The sequence below is a fragment of the Clostridium sp. genome, assembly GCF_047718555.1.
Classification (GTDB): domain Bacteria; phylum Bacillota; class Clostridia; order Clostridiales; family Clostridiaceae; genus Clostridium_I.
Map to the genome: position 1 here is coordinate 1 of NZ_JBDNRK010000045.1, position 15,151 is coordinate 15,151.

The window sequence follows — 15,151 nt, forward strand, 5'->3', positions numbered from 1 at the left end:
TATTTATATCATATTTATTATTTTAAGACAATCTTAAATAATAAACTATGTGATTTTTATTGTAATTTAAAATACCATTTTAGGATATGTCAATGATATAAAAATTTAAGGCGAAAGGAAATTATTTATGGAAAGCATAGAGAAAAAAACGTGGTTTACAATAGTGAATGAATTTATACACAAATATGAAAAATATATATTTAATTTTTTACTTTTGCTTTGTCTCCTTATAGCCTTCATATATGGTATTAGCTTTAAAATTATGAATGATGGCTTTTGGCACATCAAAGTAGGAGAATACATTATAAAAAATAGAACTATACCTTATCATGATATATTTTCCTGGTATGGTATGTCTAAGAATCTTCAATGGACTAGCCATGAATGGCTATTTGGGGTTCTCTCATATTTAATTTACTCTATTCATGGTTTTTTATCAGCAGCTATATTTATGGGAATAATGAATACCTCGATTTCATTTATGCTTTATAAACTTTTAGAAATAAGAAGCAAAAGTAAATGGATAGCTCTCCTTTGTATGGGCTCTTACATAGTTATGTTTGGCAGTGAGTCCTCTCTTGCCTATAGACCTATAATTGTATCCTTATTACTTATACCTGTTACCTGTATTTTGCTGGAAAAGAATAGATATATAGCTGCCTTATTTGCAGTTATTTTAGGCATAAATTTTCATGGTGGCGTTTATCCTATATATATAATTGTATTTGCCTACTATACTCTATTTAAGAATTATAAGTATTTTGTGGCTGTACTTGTAGGCGTATTTGTAAATCCCTATACATATGGCATATATTTATACACTATTAGATCAATGAATGAAATGCATTTGCAAAAGCAGTACATAAATGAATGGAAAGTCACTCAAATATATGATTTAAAGTTCTCACTGGCAATAATAATTTTTATTGTATTTGTATATATTTTCGGTAAAGTAAAGCTTAAAGACATTCTATTTTCTGGAAGCTTCATAATACTGGCTATTTCCGCTGTAAGGCAAATAATATTTTTACCTGTTTTAGCATTGCCAATAATGTCTCCTTACATAAAGCCTGCATTAAAGGAATTTTCTGAAAGGTACATAGTTCACAATAAAATTATAGAAGATATTAAATCAAAGATTGGATTTTTTAAGGGCACACTAATAATAAAAAGTATAATAATTATAGTAATAGAATTAGCAATAATTATTCCCAATGGATTATACTGTTATGACTTTTTTAAAAATGGAACGAAAATATTTAAAATAAGTGCTGCAGATTGTCCTGTACAAGCAGTTGACTATATAAACAAACATCCTGAAATAAAATACAGTCATCTTTTAAGTCACTATAATGACAGCCAGTACTTAATTTTTAGAGGTATACCAACCTTTGTAGACAGTAGAGCAGATTTATTTCTACCTAGCTTTAATAAGGATACAAATGCCTTCTATGACTTTATGCATGCTTTTATAGATTTATATGATCCACAGGATCTTATTAATAAATATAATATAAAATACATACTGGTAAATAAATCCTATTCAATTTATGAAATTTTAAGTGGCTATAAAAATTTATCTGTGGTCTATGAGGACAGCAATTATTGTATTTTTAAGGTGGATTATTTTATAGGGAATATTCATTGATGTTTTTTTGTATTTAAAAAGGCAATTTTCAACTTTGAAAGGCCTTTTTTTTATTGGATGGAAAAATATAGAAAGTAGATTAATCCTAAAGATAGATTAAACTTAAGAATAAATATATTTTGTAGAAATAAAGTATAAAAATAAAAGATGTATGTAGATTTTGTTCAGAAAATGTATAGAATGATTTTGTGTATTTTAATTATATAGGATTAAAAATTTAATGGCAGCGAAAAAAATATAAGAAATATATGTTAAGTCTATGTAACAAATAGAATTATAAAATTCATTGTGATATAATTTATTTATGTAAATGTTGAATTATAAATGAACTTATAGATTATTGCTGAAATAGTTATTATTATGTAACTTATTTAGAGTTAGAGGGTTATTACAAAGTCATATACAGCGTAGTCTAAGTTTATATATTAGTCATATTTTAAAGGTGGCAATATGAGATATAAAGTTAAAAAAGGTTTTACACTAATAGAAATTATGATAGTTTTATCAATTATAGCTATACTTTCAGTAATTTTGATACCTAAAGTAGGTATAATTAAGTTAGAGGCAAAAAATAATAGCGTAAGCACTAATGTGTCATTAGTAAGAAGCTATCTTCAAAATAGAGCTGGGAGGGATGGGGTTTCATATCAGGCATACATTAATGCAACTCCTCCTCAAACTCCAGAACAGGCATTAAATGCTATTAAAAATAGTATAGGATCAGATATGATTTCTAAGTTTTCATATAGCAATGCAGTAACTAATCCATTTAATAATAGTAGTTCAATTATTTATGCACAGGCTAGTGTGTCTAGTAATAGCTCATCTTCTGCATCAGTGATTTTGGGATATGACTCCGTAAATACATTGCCAGGAAATAATGATCAAGTAATAGAAAATTCTCGAAGTGGGGTTAGTTTTGTAGGTGATATTGTTGTTACAGTATATAAGACAGGCTATGTGTTATATGGAGTTGACAATAGTGGAAAGATTATTAGTAATAGTATTTATATTATTAGCTTTCCACCAATACCATCTAGTGTTCAAAGTGCAATAATTCCTGGAAGTGGGGGTAGCAATATTTTAGATAGTATTAATGGAAATATAGCAAGTGTAGTTAATTATATAAAAAGTATTGCAATAACTAGTATAATAACAGGAGCACCTAATGGGCAAATGTGGAATGTAATCCAAGGCCCGTTATATAATAATTTATACAATAAATTTACTCCAGGTGATTCTTCTAAACATATTGTCAATCCATATTTTATTAATGTTGATGAAATTGGAAATCAAAATAATTGGATTAATCCAAATAAAACTTATTCAATAATATCTAATCCTAATCCAAGTGATTATTCATCTATAGATAACTACTATTCTACTAGACATGGTACAGTAATAGTTTATGTTACAAACAATCCAATTGGTTATGTAGTTTATGGAGTTGATACAAATGGAAATAATGTTGGAAAAACTGATATTAATCTTTCCACAGAAATAACATCGCAAATGACACAAAAATTAGCCGATAATGTTAACTCGGTGTATAACATTTTAATAAATTATATTGGCTATAATATATCTAAATCTACATATGGGAATGTACAAAATATGGCGGATTTAGCTTACTCACAGCTGCAAACTTTAAATATAAATAATGCATATATACCAAGCTGGAATGAAAAACAAGAAACTACTAGTGGTAATTTTAGCCCAGGATATGCTCTTATAGTAGGAGGCAATGATGTTGGTGCTAGTTATTCAGATTATAAGGGTTCAGTTATTGTAGATACGTTAAGTGATGGTAGTGGTTATGAGGTATATGGTATAGATTATAATGGTATTAATTATAATAAGAAGATAATAAGTGTTAATTCTGTAGTAAGTAGTAATGTTAATTCTATTGTAGAGTATCTTAATAGTTTTACTGCATCAAATAGTAATGGAGATAATAAATATGATGCTGCAACACTAGAAGGATTGATTGCTACTCAGTTTAATAACAGTATAGTCAATCCATATAATTCTTCGTGGAATGCTATAGTACTAGCTACTAATGATAATCTTAATACTCAAAGTTCTGTTATAGTATGTGATAATCATACAAATTTAAATTATCAAAATTATAAAGGGGATGTTATTGTCCAGAAAATTGATGGCTCTGGATTTACTTATAGAGTTTTTGGAATTGGCTATGATGGTAATCCTATGTCAAGTACTACTGTAAGTTTTAAAAAGTAGCAAATTACGAGAATTACAAGTAAAAGCAGGGATTTAAAATGAAAAAAAATGGATTTACCTATATTGAAGTTATGATGGCAATCGCAGTATTTTTAATCTTAGCTGTTTGTGTAATGAAGCTGAACATTGCAGCAAATAAGAATATCAATGCTCAAATTGATAAACAGAATATGATGATGGAGGCACAAAAACAATTAGAAAAGTTTAAAACTACTACAGCAAATGTTGGAAACTATGTAGATGATAATTATCAGAATGATCACTATGAACAGATTGATGGTTATTATGTTATAGTTCAATCTAAAAATATTGACCAATCATCTCAAAAGCTTTTAGAGGTAACGGTAAGAGTACGGAAAGATATTACTGATAAGGATAATGAAGTGGTATTAATGTCCCATTTTTATAAAAATTAAGGTGGTATTATGAAAAGAAAAGGATTTACACTAGTAGAGGTTATGATAACCCTTGCTATATTCACTATATTTTCTTTGTATCTATATCAAACTTTTTGGGGGGAAATAAAACAAACTTTTAGATTTTATAATAGTATTGATAATCAAACTGATGCAAATAAAGATTTAAATATGATAACCGATGTAATAAGAAATAATAATATTCAAAAACCAGATAAATTAGGATATATGACACAAGTATTTTCAATAAATGGCTCTCACCCTATAATAGATTACAATAAAAATAGCAAAGTTTTAAGTTTAAATTATAAAGATAGTGAAGGTAAGTATGTAAATACTATATATAATAATATAGAAGTCGAAATTAATGCAGTTCAATATGATGATGTTAATGAAAAATGGGAATATGAGGGTAATTATGATGATGGGAAGGATTTAATGCTGATAATAAAGATTTCAATAAATAATGGCGATATAAATAGTACAAGATCAACTGCCATTAATATAACAAGATAGGTGATTTTATCATGAAAAATTTTTGCTATCTTATTTTAAAAAAGAATTATAATAAAAAAATTAATATCCAAAAAGGATCAGCATTGTTAATCGTTATTATTGTTATGATGTTAACATTTATTATGGCAGCATTTATTCTAGATGCAAGTATTAAGAATAATAAGCAGGCTGATGATGTAATTGATAGTACTAAAGCTTATTATAGTGCTGAAACAGGAGTATATGATTTTATATATTATATTAACAATCATAATGCAGTACCTATTGGAACAAAAATAACTAATCTTTATAATATTGGAGGGCTTTATGCAGACAATATGTCAGCTTATGATGTTGAAGTAAAGAAGTTTGACAATAACTCTAAAACATATACAATATATTCTCATGGAAGCTATGGTTCACAAGACTATATTATAGTTGCAGAGGTATCTCTTGGCAGTGGCACATCTTATTATATAACTAAGAAAACTGTATACAAAGACTAAAAAAGTTGTGTATTGAATAAGTATAATTATGTACTAAAGAAGGTGAAAAAAATTCTACTTAGGTTTTTATAAAAGTGCTTGTACACTTAACACGGAAATTATATAATGAAGTTAAACTAAGATAATAAAAAATATGGAAAAAATTGTAATATCGAAAAGGAGAAATTAAATGAAGAGATTTAAGAAAAAAGGTTTTACACTTATTGAACTTATGATTGTTCTTGCAATCATTGCAATTTTAGCTATTGTTTTAATTCCTAAGGCTGGGATCTTAAAGACGAGTGCAAAAGATACAGGTGTTACTACTAACGTAAATACTGTAAGGGCATTTGTAGAAACTAAGGCTGCAGATAATTCTTATTTAAGTGATTCAGAGATGTTAACACAAATAACAACTAAATTTGCTGGTGATAATAATATCATTAATCCTCTTACAAAAGTAGGTACTATTAATACTAATACAGGTTACGATATTACGAATACGAATGTAAGTTATGCAATTGTTGTATCAAATAAAACAGCAAGTGCTGCACCAACAACTCAGGATATAACATCTACAACACAAAGTAATAGTGAGGGAACAGTATTTGTTTATGTATATAATAACGGATATGTTGTTTTTGGAGTCAATAGTGACAAACAAATTGTCAACTATACAGTTATAAAATAAATAATTACAATATGGATGTTTCTAAACATCCATATTTTTTTAAAGGAGAAATACATATGGCTAAAGTTAAAAAGAGATTAGGAGAAATATTAGTTGATTCTGGTGTTATTACAGAGGATTCTCTTAACGTAGCTTTAGACCTTCAAAAAAAATTGGGGAAAAAGCTTGGAGAGGTTTTAGTAACAGAAGGATTTACTACAAATGAACAAATAGTAGAGGCTGTTAAGGGGCAGCTAGGTATTCAGTCAATAAATTTAAACAATATAAACATAAAACAAGATATAATAGAGGTTATACCAGAAGGTATTGCTAGAAAAAATGAGGTCATTCCCGTTGATATAATTAATGGACAACTTCTAGTAGTTATGAGTGATCCTCTCAATTATTATGCAATTGAAGAAATAAAAATTTCCACTGGATATGTTGTAAAACCTGCAATAGCATTAAGAGATGAGATTTTAAATAATATAGACAAGTACTATGGACAAAATAAAGCTAAAGAGGCTGCAGAGGACTATAGAAGAGTTTATGGTTTTAGAGCAAAGGATAATAATGCAGAACTTATGGAGGATGAGAGTGCAGCCCCTATTATAAAGTTTTTAAACACCATTATAGAAAATTCAATTCTAAACAATGCTTCAGATATTCATATTGAACCCAGCGAAGATTATATGAGAGTTAGGTTCAGGATTGATGGAGTGTTAAGAGAAATGATGAAGGTTGATATAGGAATGCTTGAACCAGTATTGAGTAGAGTCAAAATAATGGCAAATTTAAATATAGCAGAGAAAAGAATTCCTCAGGATGGTAGGATTAATTATACAGCTAAGGGAAAAGATATAGATCTTAGAATAGCAACATCCCCTACAGTGTGGGGAGAAAAAATAGTTATGAGAATTTTAGATAAAAGTAATTTTGAATGTGACCTTCAAAATCTTGGATTGACTGAAGGTGAAATAGAAAAGATAACAAGGATTATTTCAAAGCCTTATGGTATTATTCTCGTTTGCGGACCAACAGGTAGTGGTAAAACTACTACATTATATTCTGTACTAAATATTTTAAATGATTCATCAAAGAACATAGTAACGCTGGAAGATCCTGTAGAGTATGGTTTTAAAGGAATAAATCAAATGCAGGTAAATACAAGAATAGGATTAACTTTTGCAAGTGGTTTAAGAAGTATATTGAGGCAGGATCCTGATATTATAATGGTTGGAGAAATAAGAGATAGTGAAACGGCAGAAATATCAACTAGAGCAGCATTAACTGGACATTTAGTTCTCTCTACTATTCATACAAATAATGCTGTAGGTACTATAACTAGATTGGAGGATATGGAAATAGCACCATTTTTGTTGTCATCTACTTTATCGGGGGTTATTGCACAGAGACTTGTTAGAAAAGTATGTCCTGTCTGTGGAAGAGAGCATACTACGGATGAAAGGGAAATGAAGATATTAGGAATTAATAGGCCTCAGGTTATAAAAAAAGGTGAAGGCTGCGGACTATGCAATAATACAGGATATAAAGGCAGAGAGGGTATTTATGAGATAATAGAAATTACAAATGAGTTAAGAAATATGATTGATATGAAATGCTCTGAGATTGAAATAGAGAAAAAAGCAATTGAAGATGGTATGGTTCAGCTTAGACAATCATGTGTTAATAAGGTACTAAGGGGGATTACTACTGTAGAAGAAATGTTAAGAGTAACTTATGGATATTGATTATAGATAGAGGTAATTATAATGCAAAAATATGATTATAAAGTTTTTAATAAAGACTTTGATATTATAAAGGGTTCTATGGAGGAAGAGGACATAGATTCTGTAAAACAAAACCTTAAATCACAGGGCTTTTCTATAATTGATGTGAAGAGGAGTAGAGATGTTTTAAATATTGATTTTCTTAAAATAAAATTAAAAGATGAGGAACTTTCAAATTTTTGTGGACAATTAGCTATAATGGTTAATTCTGGAGTTAATATAATAGGCGGTTTAGAAATGCTAGAGCAGCAGGCTGAAAAAAAGAAAATAAAAAAAGTTATATCTGATATTGGGTTTAGTGTAAAAAGGGGTAAACCACTTGCTAAAGCTATGGCTGATACAAACTACTTTCCAAAGCTTGTCACAAATATGGTAGATGCCGGTGAGCAAAGTGGTAATATAGATATAATGCTTTTTAATATGGAAACTTTTTATGAAAAGGAAGCTGCAATTAAAAATAAAATAAAAAGTGCATCAATGTATCCAACTGTTCTTCTTTTCGTATCTATGGCAATGCTTATATTTTTTAATACATTTATATTTGGTGAGTTAAAAGATCTATTTACTGATGAAAAGAATTTACCATTAATAACTAAAGTATTATTAGGTTTTATGAATTTTTTCAACCACAATATAATACTTATAATAGCTTTAGTTATTGTTTTTATAATTGGATTAAAATACATTACAACTATAAAAAGGGTTAAGTATATTATTGATAAAATATCAATAAAAATACCTATTCTCAATGCTATTAAAAAAAATATAATTACCTCCAGGTTTACCTGGACTATGGCTATATTTTTAAAGTCAGCTGTTCCAATACTTAATATAATAGACAATATAAAGCTTATTATGGATAATGAATACTATTCAGAAAAGTTTGATAATGTTAAATTGCAAATGATCAATGGAAATAGTGTATCAGATTCTATAAAAAATGAAAATATATTTGAACCTTTAGTTACGCAGATGATTAAAGTAGGTGAGGAATCTGGTAAATTAGAGGAAACTATGCTTAAATTATCCGATATATATGGAAAAAGGGTAGATAACAGTATTTCTAGAGTTATGGCACTTATAGAACCATTATTTACGCTCTTTGTTGGAATATTTGTTGGAATACTTATATTAGCTATGATGCTTCCTATTATGCAAATGACAAGCAATATGAAGTAAAGGGGGGGATTATATGAGCAAGCTAGTTTTTAGTATGAATGATAGAAAAATTAAAATATCCTTTATGAATAAATTTTTTAGGAGTATAAATATACCAAATGATAGGGAATTCACATATTATTTAAATTATGAGCCGCAGAATTATAAATCAATAGATAATGATATTAATATTAAAGGAATAAGGAACATTGTTAATAAATTTCATATAAAAAATAAGAAAATTGAACTTATTCTGTCTTTAGAAGAAATCATAACAAGAATTATTGAAATACCACAGTTAAAAAAACTAGATTTAGATAAATACATAAATAATAATATTTCGGAATATTTTACTGTAAATATAGATGAATTCTTATTTGATTATAGGATCATAAGGTCAAAAACAGAAGATAAAAAAGTGAAATTTACTGTATTGATAGCAGCGGTTCCAAGAGAAAAGATTGAAGAGATAAATAATTTTATAGAAGGGTGTGGACTTGAAGTTGACAGAATTAGTATTTATCCAGATCTTTTAAATAATGTATTTAACAATGTAAATAAAAATTATATGGTTTTAGATATAGATGTTTTTAAAACTAATATTACAATTATTGATAATGGAGAAATTTTTGTTTATTCTGTATTATCAACACATATAAATACCGATGATGGTAGCGGATTTGATGAAATAATAGAAAATATAACTTATTTTTTAAATTTTTATGCCTCAAGGCATTTTGGAAATTTACTTGATAGCATTTACGTAATAGGGGAATTGTCAAAAAATAAAAAATTATATGATACAATAATAGAGAATACAGGAGGTTATTCAGTATTCCTATTAGAAGATTTATTGTTATTGAATATGATTAGGAAAGATAAAAATGCATATAAGTATGCAGAAGTTGTTGGGCTATGTGCTGAGAAAAAATCAATATATAATAAATACATTGACCTTTCCGGACATAAATCTAAAAATAAAACAGAAAAAAATGTGATTAAGATTTTTGCTTCAGTTATAACAGGATTGCTTCTTATAACTTTTATTTGGACATTTTGTTTGTATTTTAATATAAGTAATAATATAGATAAGTATACTGCATTTAGTAAAAATAATGAAATTAGTAAATTATCTAATTTAGATAATCAGATTAAAATGGTTGAAAGTGAAAACAAAAGTCTTAGCGATAAAGCAAAAATGCTTGATATTATAAAAGGTGACCAATTTGATTACATAGCCATATTGGATGCATTTAGAAAGGGGTTGCCTTCTAATGTTAGTGTACAATCAATTATTATTAAAAATACAGGTGATGTAAGCATAACTGTAAATATAAACAATAGTACATTGGATGTAGCTAAAACAGTTATTTCTATTAATAAAATGAATATATTTGAAAAAGTTGATATTTCAGATGTAAAATTAGATGATACAGTTAGTAGTGCAGTGTATAATTTGAAAATTAAAAAATAAATTAGGATAAAAGATGAATATGGATAAAAATAAAAAAGAAATTTTAATACTTATAATAATTATTTTTGTTGGTGTAAATTATGCATTATATCAATTATTTATGCTTCCGCAATTAAATAAAGTTGAAGATGAAAAAAAAATATACGAACAAAATGAAAAAAAGTTGTCTGATAGCTATCAAAAAAAAAGTATACTGGATAAGATGAAAAAAGATAATGAACAGATGAAAGAAAAAATTGCTGAACTGGATAATCTTACTGTTAAAGATGCGAATACACCTCAGCTTGTATATGATTTTTATACAGCTTGTAAAAAATATGGAATAAAAGGTGATTCGGTAAATTTTGCTGTAGATAATTCTATACAGACTAATTCTAACAATCAAAAATCTAACAATTCTCAAATCAATAGTGGACAATCAAATACTTCTGGATTAGCTAAAGGGAATTCAGATAATAGTTCACAGCAATCAAGTAATTCTAATAATACAGCAAGTTCATCATTAAATGTAAAGGCTGGGGTTATTACTAGAATTAAAATAGCACTAAAAGTAAAAGGAAATAAGGATAAAGTGGATAACTTTTTAAGAAATTTATCTACTATAACTTCCTTGAGATTAACTGTTGTAAGTGTGGATATCGAAGCCATTCAAAGCCAAGTTCCAGTAGTTCCATTTTCAACTACTCAAATAAATAATAATACTATTGATTCAAATGAAATGAGTGCAGAAATAGTATTTTATCAATATATATTGCCAGATGTTAATTCCAAAACAGATAATCAATACAATTTTTATGATGGAAAGAATGGCTTTAACAGTATCGCTAATATGATTAAGTAATTTTATTATAAATAAAAAGTTAAAATATTAAATGTTAATTTAGAAATAACTATTCTTTTATTGTTATATTGAAGTGTTCTCGAATATCTACACTTATTAAGTAAGCAAAGCTTAGTAAAATTCCTATAAGTACACGCAAAAATATAGGGTTATATATCTATGGTTAAAAAAGATTTATAAATGTCATTTATAAATCTTTTTTATTACGCTATTTGTATTAGTTCTATATTAGGATATAATAATAATAGAAATAATAATGAACAGCGTAAGTTTTCGTTTTAGAAAGAGTGATATATCGTGATTATAAGAAATAATACCATAAAGGTTGAAGAAATTGATAAGAGTTTAGTACTGAGCCTTGAAGATAAGAATGAATTATATAAAAATGCTCTGTTTTTTGATTTGGAGCACTATGTATATAAAAAGCCTATATGCATAGGAGTATTTGGCTGCGCCTATTATGATGATGATAAAAGAGCATTATTTGTAACTCAATATATGATAGAGGATAAAAAAGATTCTGAAGAAATTATTTCTATGATAGAAGAATATTTTATAAAATATAAAAACAGTTATGAAAAGAAATATATAGTCACTTTCTCTGGAAATAATGATTTTACAGTATTGAGGTATTTATTCAAAGAAAGAAATATAGATTTTGATATAGATTCAGAATTTATTCATATAGATTTACAAAAACAGTATGAAAAAGAGAAAAAAGAGGGAATTGGACTTAAAAATTTAGAAAAAATCTTTGAAATAGAGAGAGAAAGTGCAGTCATAAGTGGTTCTAATCTTGCAAAGACTATAAGTAAAATTGTAAAGGACAAGGATTATTTTTCAAGAATGCCTGAGGATAAGAAAGATAAAATACTTCTTTATAATGAACAGGATGTAGTAAGTCTTTTCTATATATTGACTAATTGGAAGAAATATATAGTACATGAGGAATGAAAATCTTAACATAACTGAAAAGGTAGAGGATTATGAAATAGTTATTAATAAGATTAGAGCAATAAATTAGAATGATTTACTATATGTTTTAAAGTCTTATAAAACTTTAAAACATATATAAGGATAGTTAGAAATAGCTGTCTTTTTTTGTTATGGCAAATATCAATAGGGTAAAAATTTAAAGAGTGTAGGAATGCTTTAATTAATGTTTTAAATAGATGATGAAGTTTATAATAGAATTAGATATAATATAGTTAAGATGAATTAACTAGGGACGTGTCGATGTTATCTCTATGGAGTATTACAGCGACTAGTCATGGGATAAAATGTTTTTTTACTAGGAATATTTATTTTCGGAAAAGGAGTGATGAAATAATGTGTAGATTAAATCCAAAAGTGGATTTTGCCTTCAAAAAATTGTTTGCAAGTCCTGAAAATAAAGACATATTGATATCTTTTATAAATTCGGTATTATCAAAAAATGAGCAAATTTTTGACATAGAATTAAAAAATCCATATAACATAGCAAGTTATAGAAAAGGTAAAATGACCATACTTGATATAAAGGCGGTAGACACAAAGGGAGTATGGTATGATATAGAAATGCAACTGGCGGAACAGAGCTTTTATGATAAAAGGGCCTTCTACTATTGGGCTAAAGTATATTCAGATCAAATAGAAAGTGGAGAAGATTTTGAAGTATTAAGAAAAACTATAGCTATAAATATACTGGATTTTAATTATATTGATGAAGAAGATTTTCATAATGTATACAAAGTATATAATGAAAAAAGTAAAAAAGAGTTTTCAAATATATTTCAAATGCACTTCATAGAATTAAATAAATTTAAAAAGGATTATAAGAGTTTAAGCAGTACTTTAGACAGATGGGTAGCTTTTTTAAATAGAGCTTACGAAATAGATGTGAATAAAATACCAGAGGAATTGGCAGTAGATAAGGAAGTAGAGAAAGCCATAAAAAAACTTGATATTATGTATCTAGATAGTGAAGAACGAGAAATATATGAAAATGATTTAAAGGCTATGAGAGATTATAAGGCTGGATTAAAAACTGCTGAAATGAAGGGAAGAGAAAGAGGAATACAAGAAGGAATACAAAGGGAAAAAGAACAAGCTAGATTGAAGAATATAGATAGAGTTTTAAAACTTCTCACAAAAAAATTTCAGAGTGTAGATAAAAGTGTTGAAGAGAAAATAAAAGAGGCAAATAATGAAAAGCTAAATATAATTATTGAGAGCATTTTAGACTTAGATAATTTAAAAGATTTAGAAAAATACTTGCTATAATATTATTAGTAAAATTTAATTCCTTAGAAAATATGTCATGGTAAAAATTTTATCCTCAAATTGGTATATATTTTAAATTTCTGTCCATAATCAAGGTATAAAATACAAAATATATGAAGGAGAAGAGATGAGGATGGAAAATTTAAAATCGAAGGATTTAACAACAAAAAATATTAAAGTTAAAACAAAAAAGAAAGGTTTTACCCTTATTGAGGTCATAGCTGTCATTGCAATTCTAGCAATTCTGGGAGCAATACTTGTACCTAATGTTTTAGGCTACAGAAAAAAAGCGGAAAAATCTAATATTCAAACCAGTGCTAAAACTATAATAAGTGCTATAGAGGCTTATAATTCAGATAAAGGCTCCAGTGATGATCAAATAGGAGATAAATCAACAGATTATTCAGGGAAGATTACTTATGTTGCTGGAATCACTAAACTCATTGATGAAGAGATTTTGGACAGCACAAAGATTCCAAATTGTCTTAATGGAGCTAATGAAGCTAAAACTGTAGAAAGTTTAACTAAAGTAGCATCAGGAGAATTTTCCATTGATAAATTAGATGGAAAATCATCAACTATCACCATTAATAGCAATGAAAATGGTGGAACCAATAATACCAATAATACCAATAATACCAATGAAACTGGTGAAAATGGTGAACCTGATGGCAGTGATGGATAATAATTGTATTCTCCAATAATTTTTCACGTAAAGTGATTATAAAATAAATACTTGAACAATGCATAAAAATCTCTTACTATAATATGGTAGGAGATTTTTTATTAAAGATATTTGAAGATAAGGAAGATAAATGCGTGAATATTTTAATGGGAATATATATTATTATTTTAGGATTACTTCTTGGAAGCTTTTTTAACGTATGTATCTATAGGATACCAAGAGGAGAATCCATAGCTTTTCCACCATCACATTGTACAAGCTGCAATAATAAAATTAAGGGTTATGATCTTATACCTGTAATAAGCTATATTTTTCTTAAGGGAAAATGCAGATATTGCGGGGAAAAGATATCTTTAAGATATCCTTCTGTAGAAATTATAACTGCCGCTCTATTTTATTTGGTGTATGCAAGGTATGGATTAACTTTTTTTACTATTAAATTCATTGTCTTAGTGTCACTGCTTATTGTAATTGGAATGATCGATTTTGATACTACAGATGTATATTTTAGTACTACCATAACAGGTATTATATTTGGAATAGGATTCATTATAGTGGGTTATTTTTTAAATTTAAATGTTATGGAATTTATATTAGGGGGTATAGCAGCTGGAGGTTTTATAGCTCTAATTATTCTATTGACAAAGGGCATGGGCTGGGGAGATGCAGAGATATGTCTTATGTGTGGATTATTTTTAGGACTTAAGCTTTCCATAGTAATGCTTTTTTTGTCCTTTATTATTGGAGGAGCAGTGGGAATAGCTTTAATTTTGTCAAAAATAAAGAACAGAAAGGATTACATTCCCTTTGGTCCTTTTATAGCTATATCCAGCCTGTTAACTTTGTTTTTTGGACAATATATTATAAATTATTATATATCTATGTTTTAATGTGTAAGTTAGTGGTAGAATATCTAGGATAGGAGTAGTTAAAAAGTCAGATGTGAATGTAATTTTAAGATTTATAAGGGATCTGGTGTAAGT

14 protein-coding genes are annotated in these 15,151 nt (G+C 27.4%); all 14 read left to right on the forward strand.

The window, feature by feature from the left end; all coding sequences use genetic code 11:
• Positions 1-127 precede the first annotated feature (127 nt).
• The 14 genes from ABF633_RS15405 (at position 128) to ABF633_RS15470 (ending at position 15,058) form a co-directional block, all read left to right on the forward strand.
• Positions 128-1,648 (forward strand): hypothetical protein, encoded by a 1,521-nt coding sequence (locus ABF633_RS15405; protein WP_415524778.1) that lies wholly within the window; start codon positions 128-130, stop codon positions 1,646-1,648.
• A 450-nt stretch (positions 1,649-2,098) separates the two neighbouring features.
• Positions 2,099-3,892 carry a type II secretion system protein gene (locus ABF633_RS15410; protein WP_415524779.1) on the forward strand — a complete coding sequence of 598 codons (1,794 nt, stop codon included), beginning with the start codon at positions 2,099-2,101 and terminating at the stop codon, positions 3,890-3,892.
• Positions 3,893-3,930: 38 nt separating this feature from the next.
• On the forward strand, positions 3,931-4,308 hold the full coding sequence (locus ABF633_RS15415; RefSeq protein WP_415524780.1) for a type IV pilus modification PilV family protein: 378 nt from the start codon (positions 3,931-3,933) through the stop codon (positions 4,306-4,308).
• 9 nt (positions 4,309-4,317) lie between these two features.
• Entirely contained in the window at positions 4,318-4,824 is a 507-nt protein-coding gene (locus tag ABF633_RS15420) for a type II secretion system protein J (protein WP_415524781.1), read from the forward strand.
• An 11-nt stretch (positions 4,825-4,835) separates the two neighbouring features.
• Positions 4,836-5,309 (forward strand): hypothetical protein, encoded by a 474-nt coding sequence (locus ABF633_RS15425; RefSeq protein ID WP_415524782.1) that lies wholly within the window; start codon positions 4,836-4,838, stop codon positions 5,307-5,309.
• 169 nt (positions 5,310-5,478) lie between these two features.
• Positions 5,479-5,979, forward strand: coding sequence for a prepilin-type N-terminal cleavage/methylation domain-containing protein (locus ABF633_RS15430; RefSeq protein WP_415524783.1), 501 nt, complete (start codon positions 5,479-5,481; stop codon positions 5,977-5,979).
• Between the two features lie 56 nt (positions 5,980-6,035).
• Entirely contained in the window at positions 6,036-7,709 is a 1,674-nt protein-coding gene (locus ABF633_RS15435) for a GspE/PulE family protein (RefSeq protein WP_415524784.1), read from the forward strand.
• A gap of 21 nt (positions 7,710-7,730) precedes the next feature.
• A complete protein-coding gene (locus tag ABF633_RS15440; RefSeq protein ID WP_415524785.1) occupies positions 7,731-8,927 on the forward strand; it encodes a type II secretion system F family protein in 1,197 nt (398 codons plus the stop codon).
• Positions 8,928-8,940: 13 nt separating this feature from the next.
• On the forward strand, positions 8,941-10,380 hold the full coding sequence (gene pilM / locus ABF633_RS15445) for a pilus assembly protein PilM (protein WP_415524786.1): 1,440 nt from the start codon (positions 8,941-8,943) through the stop codon (positions 10,378-10,380).
• Positions 10,381-10,399: 19 nt separating this feature from the next.
• Positions 10,400-11,221 carry a hypothetical protein gene (locus ABF633_RS15450; protein ID WP_415524787.1) on the forward strand — a complete coding sequence of 274 codons (822 nt, stop codon included), beginning with the start codon at positions 10,400-10,402 and terminating at the stop codon, positions 11,219-11,221.
• A 297-nt stretch (positions 11,222-11,518) separates the two neighbouring features.
• Positions 11,519-12,175, forward strand: coding sequence for a ribonuclease H-like domain-containing protein (locus tag ABF633_RS15455; protein ID WP_415524788.1), 657 nt, complete (start codon positions 11,519-11,521; stop codon positions 12,173-12,175).
• Between the two features lie 375 nt (positions 12,176-12,550).
• Positions 12,551-13,483: an Rpn family recombination-promoting nuclease/putative transposase gene (locus ABF633_RS15460; protein ID WP_415524789.1), complete on the forward strand. Its 933-nt coding sequence runs from the start codon at positions 12,551-12,553 to the stop codon at positions 13,481-13,483.
• A 133-nt stretch (positions 13,484-13,616) separates the two neighbouring features.
• The gene (locus tag ABF633_RS15465; protein WP_415524790.1) at positions 13,617-14,168 is read left to right on the forward strand and encodes a type II secretion system protein; all 552 of its coding nucleotides are present in this window, start codon (positions 13,617-13,619) and stop codon (positions 14,166-14,168) included.
• A 134-nt stretch (positions 14,169-14,302) separates the two neighbouring features.
• On the forward strand, positions 14,303-15,058 hold the full coding sequence (locus ABF633_RS15470; protein WP_415524791.1) for a prepilin peptidase: 756 nt from the start codon (positions 14,303-14,305) through the stop codon (positions 15,056-15,058).
• Positions 15,059-15,151: the final 93 nt, after the last annotated feature.

Coding starts and splice junctions, on each gene's coding strand:
- ABF633_RS15425 (WP_415524782.1), top strand. CDS start 4,836: ATGAAAAATTTTTGCTATCTTATTTTAAAAAAGAATTATAATAAAAAA.
- pilM (WP_415524786.1), top strand. CDS start 8,941: ATGAGCAAGCTAGTTTTTAGTATGAATGATAGAAAAATTAAAATATCC.
- ABF633_RS15410 (WP_415524779.1), top strand. CDS start 2,099: ATGAGATATAAAGTTAAAAAAGGTTTTACACTAATAGAAATTATGATA.
- ABF633_RS15405 (WP_415524778.1), top strand. CDS start 128: ATGGAAAGCATAGAGAAAAAAACGTGGTTTACAATAGTGAATGAATTT.
- ABF633_RS15465 (WP_415524790.1), top strand. CDS start 13,617: ATGGAAAATTTAAAATCGAAGGATTTAACAACAAAAAATATTAAAGTT.
- ABF633_RS15450 (WP_415524787.1), top strand. CDS start 10,400: ATGGATAAAAATAAAAAAGAAATTTTAATACTTATAATAATTATTTTT.
- ABF633_RS15460 (WP_415524789.1), top strand. CDS start 12,551: ATGTGTAGATTAAATCCAAAAGTGGATTTTGCCTTCAAAAAATTGTTT.
- ABF633_RS15420 (WP_415524781.1), top strand. CDS start 4,318: ATGAAAAGAAAAGGATTTACACTAGTAGAGGTTATGATAACCCTTGCT.
- ABF633_RS15430 (WP_415524783.1), top strand. CDS start 5,479: ATGAAGAGATTTAAGAAAAAAGGTTTTACACTTATTGAACTTATGATT.
- ABF633_RS15440 (WP_415524785.1), top strand. CDS start 7,731: ATGCAAAAATATGATTATAAAGTTTTTAATAAAGACTTTGATATTATA.
- ABF633_RS15435 (WP_415524784.1), top strand. CDS start 6,036: ATGGCTAAAGTTAAAAAGAGATTAGGAGAAATATTAGTTGATTCTGGT.
- ABF633_RS15415 (WP_415524780.1), top strand. CDS start 3,931: ATGAAAAAAAATGGATTTACCTATATTGAAGTTATGATGGCAATCGCA.